Annotated in this window: 13 protein-coding genes and 1 tRNA gene; 8 read left to right on the forward strand and 6 right to left on the reverse strand. The window is 61.0% G+C overall.

What is annotated here, in order from left to right; translation table 11 throughout:
- Nucleotides 1-129: 129 nt before the first annotated feature.
- Entirely contained in the window at nucleotides 130-984 is an 855-nt protein-coding gene (locus KD146_RS04945) for a sugar phosphate isomerase/epimerase family protein (protein ID WP_212657620.1), read from the reverse strand.
- Between the two features lie 114 nt (nucleotides 985-1,098).
- On the opposite strand from KD146_RS04945, the gene KD146_RS04950 reads away from it, so the two are divergent.
- Nucleotides 1,099-1,172, forward strand: a tRNA-Gly gene (locus KD146_RS04950).
- A 463-nt stretch (nucleotides 1,173-1,635) separates the two neighbouring features.
- Here KD146_RS04950 and KD146_RS04955 read toward each other — a convergent pair.
- The 4 genes from KD146_RS04955 to KD146_RS04970 form a co-directional block, all read right to left on the reverse strand.
- Nucleotides 1,636-3,504, reverse strand: coding sequence for an adenine deaminase (locus KD146_RS04955; protein ID WP_212657621.1), 1,869 nt, complete (start codon nucleotides 3,502-3,504; stop codon nucleotides 1,636-1,638).
- Nucleotides 3,501-4,082: an AAA family ATPase gene (locus tag KD146_RS04960; RefSeq protein ID WP_249327580.1), complete on the reverse strand. Its 582-nt coding sequence runs from the start codon at nucleotides 4,080-4,082 to the stop codon at nucleotides 3,501-3,503. Before KD146_RS04960 ends, KD146_RS04955 begins: the two co-directional genes overlap by 4 nt.
- A 112-nt stretch (nucleotides 4,083-4,194) precedes the next feature.
- On the reverse strand, nucleotides 4,195-5,208 hold the full coding sequence (locus KD146_RS04965; RefSeq protein WP_212657622.1) for a LacI family DNA-binding transcriptional regulator: 1,014 nt from the start codon (nucleotides 5,206-5,208) through the stop codon (nucleotides 4,195-4,197).
- Between the two features lie 9 nt (nucleotides 5,209-5,217).
- Nucleotides 5,218-5,931 (reverse strand): creatininase family protein, encoded by a 714-nt coding sequence (locus tag KD146_RS04970; protein ID WP_345790812.1) that lies wholly within the window; start codon nucleotides 5,929-5,931, stop codon nucleotides 5,218-5,220.
- A 324-nt stretch (nucleotides 5,932-6,255) separates the two neighbouring features.
- Here KD146_RS04970 and KD146_RS04975 point away from each other — a divergent pair, with 324 nt between their 5' ends.
- From KD146_RS04975 to guaD, 7 genes are read left to right on the forward strand one after another with little or no spacing between them, the layout of a single operon-like run.
- Nucleotides 6,256-7,599, forward strand: coding sequence for an amidohydrolase family protein (locus KD146_RS04975; RefSeq protein WP_212657624.1), 1,344 nt, complete (start codon nucleotides 6,256-6,258; stop codon nucleotides 7,597-7,599).
- Nucleotide 7,600: 1 nt separating this feature from the next.
- Nucleotides 7,601-8,563, forward strand: coding sequence for a nucleoside hydrolase (locus tag KD146_RS04980; RefSeq protein ID WP_212657625.1), 963 nt, complete (start codon nucleotides 7,601-7,603; stop codon nucleotides 8,561-8,563).
- Between the two features lie 24 nt (nucleotides 8,564-8,587).
- Nucleotides 8,588-9,640 carry a BMP family lipoprotein gene (locus KD146_RS04985; RefSeq protein ID WP_212657626.1) on the forward strand — a complete coding sequence of 351 codons (1,053 nt, stop codon included), beginning with the start codon at nucleotides 8,588-8,590 and terminating at the stop codon, nucleotides 9,638-9,640.
- A 54-nt stretch (nucleotides 9,641-9,694) separates the two neighbouring features.
- Entirely contained in the window at nucleotides 9,695-11,239 is a 1,545-nt protein-coding gene (locus KD146_RS04990) for an ABC transporter ATP-binding protein (RefSeq protein ID WP_212657627.1), read from the forward strand.
- Nucleotides 11,236-12,348, forward strand: coding sequence for an ABC transporter permease (locus tag KD146_RS04995; RefSeq protein WP_212657628.1), 1,113 nt, complete (start codon nucleotides 11,236-11,238; stop codon nucleotides 12,346-12,348). Before KD146_RS04990 ends, KD146_RS04995 begins: the two co-directional genes overlap by 4 nt.
- A complete protein-coding gene (locus tag KD146_RS05000) occupies nucleotides 12,345-13,295 on the forward strand; it encodes an ABC transporter permease (RefSeq protein ID WP_212657629.1) in 951 nt (316 codons plus the stop codon). Before KD146_RS04995 ends, KD146_RS05000 begins: the two co-directional genes overlap by 4 nt.
- A gap of 45 nt (nucleotides 13,296-13,340) precedes the next feature.
- Complete coding sequence (gene guaD, locus KD146_RS05005; protein ID WP_345790747.1) at nucleotides 13,341-14,705, forward strand: guanine deaminase; 1,365 nt, start codon at nucleotides 13,341-13,343, stop codon at nucleotides 14,703-14,705.
- Nucleotides 14,706-14,711: 6 nt separating this feature from the next.
- On the opposite strand, the gene KD146_RS05010 is transcribed toward guaD, so the two are convergent.
- A complete protein-coding gene (locus KD146_RS05010) occupies nucleotides 14,712-15,398 on the reverse strand; it encodes a phosphoribosyltransferase (protein WP_212657630.1) in 687 nt (228 codons plus the stop codon).
- Nucleotides 15,399-15,417 lie beyond the last annotated feature (19 nt).

Consider the following 15,417-nt stretch of genomic DNA (forward strand, 5'->3'; position numbering starts at 1 on the left):
GTCGGGGCGGTTTATGGTGGTCTGGCGAGACAGTGTCAACTCCCCACACGCAATGGGCTGTAAAAAACCGCTTCGTTGCCAGATCGCTGCGCATTCTGGCGCGGCAATACCAAGAAGGTGTGACAGCCGTCAGGGGGCGGCCTCGCGCCAGTTTTGCTGGATGAAGGCCAGCGACTCGGTGCTCAGCGTGTCGAAATCGGGGAAAAGCGGGCGCCAGACCCGCGTGGCGGCAGCCAGTTCGGGCAGGCCGGCGCCAAAGGCCTCCAGCGTTACCCAGCCATCGTAGCCATTGGCCCGCACGGCGCTAAAAATTGCGGCAAAATCGATCTGGCCACGGCCGGGAATGCCACGGTCATTTTCGGACACGTGCAGTACCCCCATATGCTGGCCCAGCGTGGCGATGGCCCGGGGCTGGTCCTGCTCCTCGATATTGGCATGGAAGGTGTCGTACATGATGCGGCAGGCGGGGTGGTCCACCAGTTCCACATAGGCGCGCGCCTGCGCCATGGTGTTGAGGAAATAGGTCTCGAAGCGATTGAGCGGCTCAAGGCTGAGATAGACCCCGTTGCTGGCGGCCCGCTCGGCGAGGGCGTGGTGGATTTCAGCGCCCCGCTTCAATTCGTCCAGCGTTGCCCCCTGACCGGTAAAATGGCCGATGGGGGCGTGAATCGGGCCGCCCACGCTTTCCGACCCCATGGCGATGGCGCAATCGAGGGCCCAGTCGAGATGATCCTTGCCCGCGGCGCGTTCGGCAGAATCAGCGCTCAGCGGATTGGCATGGACGGAGGGCACCACGGACGTCGAGGTGCGGCGCAGGCCGATGCGGTCGAGTTCCTGCCCCAGCCAGGCATAGTGTTCGGGCGCGCCGCGCAGCACGGGGATTTCCGCGCCGTCATAGCCCATATCCTTGAGCTGGCGCAGCCGGCCAAGATGTTCAGCCTCGATAAAGCCGCTCAGGCACAGCAGATTGATACCCAATTGCATGCGCGTCCTCCTTGTCGACACCGCCATCCTTGCGCCAGCAGACCGCTTGCTGCAATGCGGGGGTTGCAGGCGCGCCGCTGTCGGGCTAATGGCTTGGCATCGGTCATTGACCGGGCGGGTATAGCTCAGTGGTAGAGCAGCAGCCTTCCAAGCTGAATATGCGGGTTCGATTCCCGCTACCCGCTCCAATATCTCATGTGCCGAATTTCCTAAAAGTCTGAAAATGCTCTCGTTTCCGTGTGATAGTCGCGTGAATGGGTATTTGACGGCGAAAATCGTGCTGCAAAACGGTCAGAAGATCTGCCACGTCGTCTGTCAGGAGACATTTGCGAGATGGACGGGCGAAGCCGCCGAGTAAGCCACGTTCGCTCACCAGACTCACATTTTGGAGTACGGTGAGCCTCGGTGAAATCAGCGATTTTGCGAGAAGCGTAGGGCGACCCAGACCGGCGAAATTCTTCGAGAGGGGACAATCTGGGGAGCTACCGCCCAATGGGAGCGGTGGCTGTCCCGGGAACAGAGGCTGAAGGGCAGGATAGGCGTCGCACGATCCGAATGGACGCCAATCAATGCACTTGCTGTGATGTCTTCGCGCCTTCAGGACGTGCCTGTAGACCCCTTCGGGGTTAGTCCGATTTCATATGCCGCGGTTTACCAGACGACGGGGTGGGTTTGTCCTGTGGCGACATTTACCAGGCCATCAGGCGCCAGTGGTGACGGGGCAACCAGTACCCAGCGCCACGGCGCACAGGTGAGGGTTGCAAATGCCAGCCGCTCGGGGAATCCCGGCCACCAGCGTGGCGAGAAGGTGGGCTCATACATCCAGTCGATTGTTTCTCCCTGGCGATAGAGTTCCTGCATCTCGGCATCCAGCTCGGCTGGCGGGCGTTGCGTCATCAGGCCACCAACCTCATAGCGTACCGTGGCCAGCACCACACCATTGCGTACCAGCGCCCAGCCGCCCTGGGTCTGACGCAAGGCGTTCACTGCCTGCGCCATGGCGCTGTCCGACGAGCCAACCACCCAGATATTGTGCTTGTCGTGGCCCATCGAACAGGCCAGCGCCACATCGGCTGTACTCGGCCCGGTGCCCAGCCAGAACATCTTTGACGTTTTCCCTGCGCCAGAGAAGCGGTCGACAATGGCGAATTTGGTGACGTTGCGGTCACTGTCGCGTTGCACCGCACCATCGCGCACCGGCAGGTCCATGGTGATGAAGTCATCATCCCAGTGGAATGGGCGCAAAACCGCCGCATGCATGGTGTCGCGTCCGGGGACGGCAGGAATGGCGAAGTCGTCGGCGGTCATCTCCCGCTCGATATTGATCGTGTGGGTTGCCCATTCTGGCCAGGCAATTGACGGCACCGGCCTGAGGAATTTCGTGCCGGCCGAGACCTGCTCGCCATCGGCCCAGACCTGATCGATTGCCAAGGTCTGCAAATCATCAAGCAGCACGATATCGGCAAAGCGACCCGGCGCAATGGCGCCCACCCACGGGGTCAGCCGCATATGGCGTGCCGGGTTGATGGTCACCATCTGAATGGCAATTTCCGGCGCCAGCCCTGCCTGTATGGCCAGCCGGACATTGTGGTCGGTGGCGCCGATTTTCAGTGTGTCGGAACAGGAGCGGTCATCGGTGCACAGGGCGAAATTGGACCAGTCGGTTTGTCCGGCAGCCCGCAGCCCGGTGACAATCTCGGCCAGTGAGTGCGGGCGCAGTTCAATGAACAGGCCGCGCCGCAGCTTGTCCTGCACTTCCTGGGTGGTCCAAGCTTCATGGTCCGAGGCCATGCCCGCCGCGGCAAAGGCGTTGATGTCGTCAATGGCGCGCATGCCGGCGGCATGGCCTTCGACAACACCGCGTTGCTCGAAAGTGGCGCGGATCATGCCCCACAGACGCTCATAGGAAGGGTTTTCGGGGTTCCAGACAGCGGGCCAGTCCATCACCTCGTCGAGTCCGGCGACCATCAATTGCTGCTGGAGAAAACTCTGTTGCTCGGCATAGCCGAAATGACCGCCCCCCCATTCATAGGCGGTTGGCGGCACGGCCGAGCCGGGCAGGGGGAAGATTTTCATGGGCGAACCAGCCAGGCGCGCCGTCAGCCAGAATTCGAGATTGTGGGGTCCATCAACATTGGAAAATTCGTGGCTGGCCTCGCAGGTCCAAGTATTGCCGTGCGGCAGCACAAGTGCGGCCTCATATTCCGGCGTCAAATGGCTGGATTCGATATGTTTGTGGACTTCGCCAAAACCCGGCACGGCGCTCAGGTTGCCAGCATCAACCCGCTCACCCACTTCGCCGCTATAGGCGCCAGCGGGCCCCACCCAGGCAATACGGCGCCCGGCTATGACAATCTCCTGGTCCGCATGCCAGTTGCGGCCATATACATCGAGCAGCCGACCAACACGCACGATGCGGTCAGCAGGGCGTTTGCCCAGAGCGACCAGCGCCAGGTTCTGCCGGATGCGGACTTCGTCAGCGGCGTTGATCAGCTGATCGGTCGGTAAGCTTGGTGTCATGTCAGATGCCCTTCATCCAGCTTCTTGATGATCCAGTCGCGATAGCGCTGATCCTTGTTCCTGATTTCCGGCAAAACCCGTGACGCTTCCTCCATAAAGAAGCGATAGTCGCGTCCCATCTCCTGGCCGCGCCGGGTGTGCATGTCCAGTGCAATGTCGGGAATTTCAGGCATCTGCTCGCCCAGCGCCACAGCTTGCCGGGCCCAGTTCACCATGTCATCGGAGGTGCGGTCCTTCTCCGAACCTGCCAGAACCCTGATGGCATGGGCCGCAAACAGGAAGCGGTCCCCGCCGGGCCGGGCATGACGCTGATGTTGCTGATACAGTGTCTCGATTAGCACTGGTGCCTGAGGATTGCCCATGCCGATGTCTTCAACCGCTATCACGCACAACCGGGACCACAGCACTTCCTCGAGCTCGGCACTGGTCTGGTACATTTCCCAGCCCAGCAACAGGGCATTGTCTGTCATGCCCCGGCGCAGGCTCTTTTGCAGGGCCGAAATGACCTCGTCTGCTGCCATTCCATGCTCGGTCGTGGTGCGCTGCCATGGATCGGCCGGTTGCTGAACCTTTATCATTCCAATTCTCCCATTGGCGGGTCACGATCCGCGACTCGCACCTGTCATTATCATCCCGTGCACCAGGCCCAGTTCAGACCGCTGGTGGGCGGTACCCGTGGGCTTCAAATGCTCACATGGAGCTGCCACCGGTGAAGAGGGCAACAGATCTGCGCTCGATCAGCTCAAGCGGCAGCCGGGTGACCGGCTCCACGGGCTCCCCGTTCAGCAGAGCCAGCAAGAGCTCAAAGGCGAGACGACCCATTTCGGGCACAGGCTGGCGGATCGTGGTCAGCGGTGGGTTCACCAGCTCGGCGAACGGCATGTCGTCGAACCCCACCAGGGACATGTCATGCGGTACCGAAAGCCCGGCGCGCCGAAATGCCTGCAGGACACCGATGGCCAGATTGTCGGAACTGGCGAATATCGCGCTAGGACGGAGCTTCCGTGCGATGATCTGTTGCGCCGCCTCACTGCCGAAGGAGCGGCTGTAGTCGCGCAGGAACACGTCCGAGGCAGCAAATGTCAGCCCGTCCTGCGCCATGGCGCGCGTGAACCCGGCCAGACGTTCACCGACGCTCATCAGACCTGGGGGGCCACCGATATACGCAATGTGGCGATGGCCGGCGTCAATCAGGTGGCGTGTCGCCAGATAGGCACCGCGTTCATTCTCAACAAAGACACTGGGAAGACAGATGCCGCGAACATCCTCGTCGAGCAGTACTACCTTGTCCTGATTGCCGAGCAGCTTTGCCAGTGATCCGTCATCGGGTTGGCTGGTGATCAGGACCATGCCGTCAACATGCCGGTCGCGCATCCGACGGACGGCTTCGATCTCGCGGGCTCGATCGCCATGCGTGGATGACATGTAAACGGCATAACCGTGTTTTTCGGCTTCTGCTTCAACAGTAGCCGCGAGCTGGGCGAAGAAGGGGTTGTCGATTTCTGGCGTCACCAGGCCAATGGCTTCGGCGCGACCGGTCGACAGACGCTTGGCAAGCAGGTTTGGTCGGTAATCCAGCCTCGCAATGGCCGCGTCGATGCGGTCCCGCGTGGCCTGTGGCAGGACGATACTGTTGTTGAGGTGGCGCGACACCGTCGTGGGGGACACGCCTGCCGCTGACGCGACGTCGCTTAGTGTCGGCATGAAGCTGTCTCAAATGGCATGGCGCGCCCTCCACTCACCAATCAGCCGGATATTTTCCGCCACGATTCCGGCAAACAGGGCCGCGCCCTTTTTGGCGGTTGCGCGACATGGGTCACCAAAGCCGCCGGTCCCATTGAAGGTTCGCAATTGCATCGGTTCGAGACCAAAAGTTGGCGGGAATGAAGGATATTCGGGAACGGCGCGAGACAGGTCGACCGCTTCAGGGCGAATGGCCAGCATCATGGCGGTCTCCACTTCATCGGCGTGGTAGAATCCGGGGCCTGCCGGTTGGCTATCGCAGATTTCGGAAGCCAGCTTTTCCAGGCCGGGGTAATCTAGGTGGATGACCGGCAGGCCAGCCTGAGCCAGTGTCCGCGCTGCCAGCGCGATGGGTTCGCGATTGCCGAAATGGCCGTTGATCACCACCAGACCCCGGACACCCATGCGCAGCACGCCGTTGCCGATCTCTTCGATCATGGCGCGCAGAGTGGCTGGCGAAAGTGACAGGGTCCCGCTGAACGCCTCGTTATTCCAGGCGTCGCCATAGGCAATCGGGGGCAGGAGCAGCGCCGAAAGTGCATCGGCGGTGCGGCGGGCGACACTGCTTGCCAAATCGGTATCGGTGCTTAGCGGAAGGTGGTGGCCGTGCTGCTCGCAGGCCCCAACGGGCAGTACCGCCAGCACGCCCTCATCTACCGCCGCTGCGACATCCACCCAAGACACTTGCGCCAAATCTCGACTGCCGCTCATTCCATTGTTCTCCATATCCGCGTTCAGACTAGCGGTCGGACACCGCAATCCGCAGCTGGCAAAACGTATCTGCCCGAGCAGCTACCGCCCTATTGGCCATGCGGCAGCGTTTCTCGCCGGGGTCCGCAGCATTGCGTACAGCGCATGATCGCTACCCACCAATGTGTAGTTGCTTCCCTCTTGTGCATTTTTTCAAGCTGCATATGATTTAGGCATGAACCCAAATTGTGCATTTGACAAGACCTTGAGAAATGGCATGAGACCGACACGTAAAGCGCTTTACAATGTCGTTGCCAATTGAGCCGGGTTCTTCTCACCGATGCCGTCATTTTGACGGTGGACGAACGCAACAGCGTCCATAGCTGCGGCTGGCTTTCATTTGAGGATGGGCGGATTACCGGTCTGGGGCCGTCAGAGGCACAGCCCGAACCGAGCCGGTTTGACCTGGTGGTCAACATGGCCGGTCATCTGGTCATGCCTGGTCTGGTCAATGCGCATACACATTCCGCCATGGTGCTGTTTCGTGGACGTTCCGAGGGGCAGAGCCTGCTCACTATGGAAGGCTGGTACAACTCCATTCGCGAACCCGAGCTTTCCCTGATTGCCGACGATATCGCGCCAGCAGTCGCGCTCTCCTGTGCCGAAATGCTGCTTTCGGGCACGACAACATTTTGCGACCAGTACTTTTTTGCCTCCGAGATTGCCCAGGCAGCCGCTGAGAGCGGTATCCGCGCCGTGGTGGCCTACGGCATCGTGCAGTTGGGCGACAAGGCGCGCGGGGAGGTGGAGCTGGCCAATGCGGCTGCCTTCATCGAGCAGCAACGCACCGCCGATGGCCGCATCGTCCCGTGGTTTGGGCCCCATGCGCCCTATGTGGATAATTCGGAAGACCTGCTGCAGGCCGAGGTCGCCATGGCGGTCCACTACGGTGTGGGCCTGCACCTGCATATGGCCGCTGGCCCTGAGGATAATGAGCTGACCATGGCCCGCTATGGTCTGACCGCCACCCAGGCGCTCTTGCGCGATGGCTTTTTTGCCGGGCGGGTGCACGCAGCGCATTGTCTTGATCTGTCAGCGGACGACATCGCCATTTTTGCTGCCGCGCCAGCTGCATCGGTGGCTTACTGTGCCTCGGCCGGTCTGCGGTCTGGCCGGGCGGGGGCATGCCCCGCAGTTGCGCTCAAGGCAGCCGGAGTGACCGTTGCGCTGGGGACTGACAATGTCGCGGCCAACAATGCCTATGACATGGTGTCTGAAATGCGCGTGGCCGGTCAGGTTGCTTCACATCGTGAGGGCGTTGCGCAGCCTATTTCGAGCGCCGAACTCATCCGCATGGCCACCATTGATGGCGCCCGTGCTCTTGGGCTGGATCACGAGATCGGCTCGCTGGAGCCAGGCAAATCAGCCGATATCATCGCCATTGATATGCGCGGATCCGGCTATTCGGAAACCCCCGACTATGAAACGCTGCTGGTCTATTCCGGCAGCGGTCGCGACGTCGATAACGTCTGGGTCGCTGGGGAACAATTGGTTGCTGAGCGGCAGCTCGTTCGGCGACCCTATCAGGATATCCGATCCGCCTATTCCGCCACTTATCGCGATTTCTGGGCGCGGGTCGAAATCAACAAAAAAGGTAACTGACTTGTCCTCGAGTAAAAATCGCCTGATCCTGGATACCGATGGTGGTGTGGACGACGCACAGGCACTGTTGATGCTTATTGCCAATGGTCGGACACCGGACGCCATCACCACGGTTTTCGGCAATGTCGGGCTGGATGTGGCAACCCAGAACATTCTCGCGACGCTGGCGATCGCCAAGGTGGATGTTGCTGTCCATGCGGGAGCAGGGCGCCCGCTGACGCAGCCGGTGATCGACGCAAAGTATATCCATGGCGATGACGGTCTGGGGGGCGCGCCAAGGCCTGACGTGGTCGCTGATGTCGCCAGCGAAGACGCCAATGGCTTTCTGATCGAAACGCTGCACGCAGCTAGCACGCGCGGAGAAAAGATCGACATCCTGATGATTGGCCCACTGACCAATCTGGCACTGGCGCTACGGCTTGATCCGACGATCATCAACGGGATCGGTCAACTCACCATTATGGGCGGCACGGTCTATGGTCGGGGCAATACGACGCCTGCGGCTGAATTCAACATCTATGCCGACCCCGAGGCTGCCGCGATTGTGTTCGGCGCCGATATCGACATTCTCGTGGCGCCCTGGGAGCCTTGCGTGCTGCACAACATGACCGGTGAGCATGTCGATGAGCTGTTTGAGGCTGTGCCCGAGAGTCCACAAAAGGCGTTCTCCACCGCCTTGGCACGCCATGCCCGTCAGACTATTGCCGGCTATGGCGGCGGCGACAATTTCCGCTTTGTCGATCCGCTCGCTGCCGCCGCAGTGATCGAGCCCGATATCATCACCAAGTCCATCCGCGCATCGGTCGATGTCGCTCTCGCGCCTGGCATCGCCCGGGGCATGACGATTGTTGACCCTTCAGGTCGCCTGGGTACGCCCATGGTGAGCCTGATCGAAGAGGTCAAGCTGGAGCGGCTCATCGCCCTCTACGCGGCCTCGATTGCCTTCGTTCCACAACACGCCTGATCCAACCATCCCAGGAGTACTTCCATGACGTTAAAAAATCTCTCCCGCCGTTCGGCCCTTGGCCTGCTGTCTGCCGTCGCCCTGATGGGCTCGGTTTCCTCCGGCGCGGTTCTGGCGCAGGAATATTCGGCCGAAAACCCGCTCAAGGTCGCGTTGGTGCTGCACGGTACCCTTGGTGACAAGAGCTTCTTCGACAGTGCTGCTGCGGGCATGGCCAAGGCCCAGGCCGAGCTACCTGTCGAAATTAAGATCATTGAAGCGGGCTATGACAAGACCAAGTGGCAGCCTGCCTTGGCCGATGCTGCAGATAGCGGCTATGACGTTGTTATCGCAGGCACCTACGATATGACGCCTTATATCACCGAGCTCGCTGACGAATATCCCGAGGTCAAGTTCATCGACTTCGACGATAGCCCGGACTTCAGCGGTGGTGCCTATCCCAACGTGCTTTCGATCATGTACGGCACCTCAACTGCCGGCTACCTGGCTGGTTATGCCGCTGCCAAGGTGTCCGAGACCGGCACCATTGCAACCATTCTGGGCATGGAATTCCCCACCGTCACCGATTTCAAGGTGGGGTTTGATCAGGGTGCCACGGATGCCAATCCCGACATCAATATCATCAGCACCGTGGCCGGTACGTTCTCCGATCCTGCAAAGGGCAAGGAAATAGCGCTGGCGCAGTTTGGTCAGGGCGCCGATGTGGTTTTCCCAATCGCGGGCTCCACCGGCATTGGCGCACTGCAGGCCGCCAAGGAAAACGGCAAGCTCGCCGTTGGCGTGGACAGCGATCAGGCCACGGTCTTTGCCACCTCGGATCCCGAGCAGGCCGAGGTGATCTTCACCTCGGTGGAAAAGAAGATCGGCGAGTCGTTGTTCCTGGCCCTCAAGGCCACGATTGATGGCACCCAGGAATACGGCAAACGCGAGCTGCTGGGGCTCAAGGATGGTGCGGTGGGGATCTCCAAGAACAGCTACTACGAAAAGCTCGTTTCCGCGGAAATTCGCGACGAGGTCGAGGCGCTTGAAGCCAAGATTGTCTCGGGCGAGCTGGTCCCCAATAGCGACATGGAATAGTCGCCTGGCGCCGCTGTCACGGCGGCGCCAATTCTGTTTTCTGGAGGGATCATCATGGCGCCGCTACTGCAAGCGACCAGCATCGGCAAGACGTATCCGGGTGGCGTGGTCGCCAATGACGGAGTCAATCTGACGGTTTCAGCTGGAGAGGTTCACGCTGTCGTGGGTGAAAACGGCGCCGGAAAATCGACCCTGATGAAAATCCTGTTCGGCATTGAGCGACCGGACGCCGGCGAACTCACCCTGGATGGCAAGCCGGTGAGCTTTGCCAATCCCCGCGACGCCATCGATGCGGGCATTGGCATGGTTTTCCAGCATTTCTCTCTGGTGCCCTCGTTCTCGGTCTATGAGAACGTCGTGCTGGGGTCCGAACCCCGATCCGGCGCCAGGTTTGACCGCAAGCGCGCCATCGAAGAGGTGCGTGCCCTGTCGAAGCGCTTCCGGCTCAAGGTTGATCCCCTGCCTGCCGTGGGGACGTTGCCCGTAGGACAACAACAACGCGTGGAAATCCTCAAGGCGCTATACCGCGACGCGCGCATTCTCATTCTCGACGAGCCCACAGCTGTTCTTGCCCCCCAAGAGATCGAGGAACTGTTTGTCGCTGTGCGTGAACTGGTCGCGCAGGGCCGGACCGTCATCTTCATAGCCCACAAGCTGCCCGAGGTTTTGGAAATCTCCGACCGCATCACCGTAATGCGTGCCGGACGATCGGTGGGCGAAGTGGGGCGCAGCGAGATCACCGAGCAAGGCCTGGCCACCATGATGGTCGGCCGCGACGTGGCGCTGCGCGTTGATCGTGCGGCGACCGCTGGTGCGCTGGCCTGCGAAATCAAGGCGCTCTGGGTCAGGAGCGAGAGCGGCCAACCCTCGCTGGAAGACCTAAATCTGCGTGTTCATGCCGGCGAAATCGTTGGACTTGTTGGCGTAGAAGGGAACGGGCAGGCCGCACTGATCGACGCCATATCGGGCGCCGGGCCAATGTCCGCAGGTGTCGCCTATCTCAACGGCACCAGTCTGGGGCCGCTCAGCACGCTGGAACGGCGCGCGATCGGGGTAGCCAACATCCCCGAAGACCGAATTGCCCAAGGGCTTGCAGGCGGGGCCAGCGTCGCCGAAAATCTAGTGGCCACCAAGCTAGGGGACAGGCGATATGTCCGGCGCGGACTGCTCGATCTCAGGGCAATCAAGGCAAACGCCGAGGCGCTGATTGCGCGATATTCAGTGCGGGTCGGTGGCGCGGACCAGGCCGTTGCCACGCTGTCTGGGGGCAATATGCAAAAGGTCGTGGTTGCCCGCGAACTGTCGGAGCAGCCCAAGCTGCTGCTGGTCAGCCAGCCGACACGCGGTGTCGATCTGGGCGCAACCCAGTTTATCTGGCGCTCATTGACCGATGCGCGTGACGCGGGCGCCGCGGTACTGCTCAGTTCTGCTGACCTGACCGAACTGCTCGCCCTGTCCGACCGTCTGGTGGTGTTCTATCGCGGTAAGCTTGTCGCCGCCTTCCACAACGATGACACGCTGACCCCGGAGGTCCTGGGCAGCTACATGCTGGGTCTTGCCGTGCAGACCCAGGAAGAAGTGATGGGAGCTCTCCGATGAGCACGACAGCAATCCTTGCCCGGCAGTCTCGCTGGAGCACTTTCCGAAAGGAAACGCTGCGCGCTGTGACCGCGATCGCGGTGGCGCTGCTGGTCACCATCATCGTGGTTCTGCTCACCTCCAAGGCACCATTGGAGGCACTTAACACGCTGCTGACCGCTCCAGCTTCCAAGCCCCGTACTATCGGCCTGTGGTTCGATGATGTGGCCAAGCTCACAGTGACCGGGCTGGCCTTCTCCCTGGTATTTCAGGCCCGTCAATTTGCCTTGGGCGTTCAAGGACAGATCTATGTCGGTGCGCTCGCTTCGTCCTATGTGGCGCTCTCGCCCATTGGGCCCACCTTTGCAGCCATTCCGCTGGGCATTGCTGCGGCGATGCTTGCAGGTGCCGCCTGGGGGTTCATCCCAGGTCTTGCCAAGGCCAAATTGGGGGCCAATGAAATCGTCTCGTCGCTGATGCTGAACTATATCGCGATTGAGCTGTGCAATTTTCTGGTCCGCGTGCAACTGCGCGAGAGGCCAGGCGTCCTGACATCGCTGAAATTTCCAGACGCCGCCGTTTTCCCACCCCTAATTCCAGGCACCCGCATCGATCTGGGCCTCATTCTGGCGCTTGTTGCGACGGTTCTCGTCTGGTTTGCGCTTTATCGCACGAGCTGGGGTCTCAAGCTCCGTCTTGTCGGTCACAATGCCCGCTTTGCGGAATATGCCGGCATCAAGTCTTCGCTGATCATGGTTTCGGCCATGACTGCTGCAGGTGCTCTTGGAGGCATGCTAGGGGCAATGTTCGTGCAGGGTCAGACCTATGGCAAAATCACCGTGCTATTTGAGGGCGGTCTGGCCTTTGAGGGCATCCTTGTTGCCATCGTCGCCCGCAGCCGGCCACTGGCCGTGCCTGTTGTGGCGATCTTTTACGGCTATCTGCGCCAGGGTGCGCAGCTGATGAACATTCGTACCGACGTGCCGGCGGAAGTGATCGGAGTTGTGACCGCCATCATCATCCTGCTGGTATCCTCCTCCTTCTCGATGCCAGGCAAGAAATGGCTGTCAGCGCAGTTTGGGCGCCGGGCGCAGCCGGCAGGCCTGTCAGCCGATGGAGCGGCCAAATGATCGAACTCTTCGCCACAATCATGTCGTCAGCCTTCTTTGTCACCGTCATTCGAACGACAACGCCGCTCCTGCTGGCAACATTGGGTGGATTGATTGCCGACCTTTCCGGTGCGCTCAACGTGGCGCTGGAAGGCCAGATGTTGGTGGGCTGCCTGACGGCCGTGATCGTATCGGTCTATGCGCCCTGGTATGTTGCGGTACTGGCCGGGCTTGCGGCGGGTGCAGTGCTGGGCCTGGTGATGGCAATCTTTGCGCTGCGGCTGAAAGCCGACATCATTCTAGTCGGGTTCGCGATCAACATCATGGCGGCGGGCGGCACCGTCTTTGCCCTAGCCATGGCGACCGGCGGCGACAAGGGTACATCTATCAATCTGGCCTCCAAGGCCATTCCGCCAGTCGATCTGTCGTTCCTGGGTGTCATCCCCGGTATCGGGCCATTGCTGGTGTCACTATTGTCGGGGCACTCTGTATTGTCGTGGATCGCCGCTTTCCTCGTCTTCGCCATCTGGTATTTTCTTTATCGCATGCCGTGGGGGCTGTGGCTGCGCGGGGTGGGGGAATATCCCGCCGCGCCTGAAGCGGCCGGTATACCGGTCAATGCCGTGCGGGCCTGGAGCTTGGTGGTGTCGGGTGCACTGGCCGGCCTTGGCGGCGCCCAACTGGCCATGTTCAATTATGTCGGCTTCGCGCGTGACATGACGGCTGGTCGCGGCTTTATCGCCCTGGGTGCCGTGCTGCTGGGCGCTCGACATCCGGTCGGTGCCCTTTTGGCGGCCCTGCTGTTCGGAGCATTCGAAGGGCTTGCCGTAGTCATGCCTGGCCTGTTCGCCGATGCACCCGCCGAACTGATCCGCATGATCCCCTTCGTCGTGACCATTCTGGCACTGATGCTGTTCAGCTACCGCGCCCAGCGTGCCCTCAAGCTCAGAGGCGTGAAATCCGCATGAACGCGCAGATCTGCAACAGCAACCAGGCAGGTGAGGCCTATTGCGGTGCCTGAAGAACTGGATCGCAATCGGTGCCGGGGCATTTACGGCACCTTCTTTCATGCGCCCACGGCCGGCGAACTGGCAGTGCTGGAAAACAGACTGATCCTGGTCGATGAGGCCGGTGTGATCAGCGCTGTCCTTGCCGAGGATGATCCGGCGCAGGCCACGGCGATAGCTGCGCTTGGCGAGGCGCTTGTGTGGCTGCCCGAAGGGCAGTTTGGCCTGCCGGGCTTTGTCGATCTGCACATCCACGCGCCGCAATATTCCCAGCTTGGGCAGGCGCTGGACGCGCCGCTGGAAATCTGGCTGCAAAAATACACCTTTCCACTCGAGGCCAGTTACGCGGACCTGGGGTTCGCCCGCCCGCGCTATGAAGCGCTGGTAGCAGACTTGCTGGCAATCGGGACCACTACGGCGCTGTATTTTGCGACGCAAGACCGCGCCGCAACTGAACTCCTCGCCGAGATCTGCATGGCCAAGGGTCAGCGCGCTCTGGTGGGCAAGGTCGTGATGGATGATCCGGCCGGATGTCCGGACTATTATCGCGACGAGTCAGCTGAAACCGCCATCGCCGAGACGCGCGCAGTGATCGAGCATATCCGCACGCATCCCGCAAATGCCGACGGACGTGTCCTGCCGGTCATCACGCCACGTTTTATTCCGTCCTGCACCGATGCAGCCCTGGACGGGCTGGGAAAACTGGCAGTCGAATGCGGCTGCCATATCCAGTCGCATTGCAGCGAAAGTGACTGGGCTCATGGCCATGTCCTTGAACGCTTCGGCCATACCGATGCCGAAGCCCTCGACCGCTTTGGTCTGCTGACGCGCAAGACGGTTCTGGCTCATTCGAATTTTCTAACCGATGCTGACATGGATCGCCTTGCCGCGCGCGGCACGGCTGTTGCTCATTGTGCGCTGTCCAATGTCTACTTTGCGAACGCTGTATTCCCCTTGCGGCGGGCGCTCGAAAAGCATTTGCATGTTGGTCTGGGCACCGACATTTCAGGTGGTCCGAGCGCCTCTATGTTCGAGGCCTGTCGCACCACAGTGCAATCCTCGCGCTTGCTCGAAGATGGCGTGGACCCCACGCTATCGGCCGCAGAGCGGGGAACGGCGGGGTCGCGGATTGATCTGGTAACCGCCTTTCACCTGGCGACGGCGGGCGGTGGAATTGCGCTGGACCTGCCGATCGGCATCCTTGCGCCGGGCTATCGTCTCGATCTGATTGCTGTCGACACCATGGCAGAGGAGGGTACTATCCGCCTGTTTGGCGAGACGCACCCTCAGGCCGTCTTCGAGAAAATTCTCTACTGTGCCAGCCGCGCCAATATTGCCGCTGTCTGGGTCGACGGCCAGCAGGTTTGCTGACCTGCATCAGTCCGCGGGTATCCAGCGCTTTGTGTCAACCAGTTGCAGCCGCGGTGAGCGGAGCGGCGCCATGATCCGGTCGCGCCATGCAGCCAACGGCTCCTGCCAGCGCGTGCCTTGCAACATGGCAGCGGTTATGGCCACTGGCGCAAGGTCTGCGCGCTCCAGCAGGGTGAGGACCGCCGCCATTGAGGTGCCCGAGCTGATAACATCGTCCACTACTGCGATCCGCTGTCCCTCCAGCAAGGGCAGTGAGCGGGGGTCGAGAAAGATGGTCTTTTGCTGTGTCGGGCTGGTGATGGAAGATATGGGCGCCGACAGAGCGTCCTGATACCAGAACTTGCGCGATGTGCCCAAGGCAACCATGCGCGAATGGCCCAGACGCCGTGCGATATTGTTGGCCAGCGGCAGGCCCAGCGTTGGCACGCCGACAACAACATCGACTCCGATCCGCGTGAGCATGTCCGCCATGGCCTGCGACAGCGCGTCCTCGACTGCAAAGCTGGCCTGATTGACGATCAGCGAGGCAACTGCAGAACTTCCATCGCCGGGCAATATGCGGATGGGCAGCAGGATTTCCCGACCATCGGGCAGGGCGGCCGGAACGCCATCCACCCAGCCATCCGTGACTCCCCCAACATGTGTCCCTGGCGCATCAATTGTTTGCCAGAACTGATGGGGCGCGAGCGACATGAGAGGTTTCCTTGCTGGG

This window comes from Devosia litorisediminis (genome assembly GCF_018334155.1).
GTDB classification, from domain to species: Bacteria; Pseudomonadota; Alphaproteobacteria; order Rhizobiales; family Devosiaceae; genus Devosia; species Devosia litorisediminis.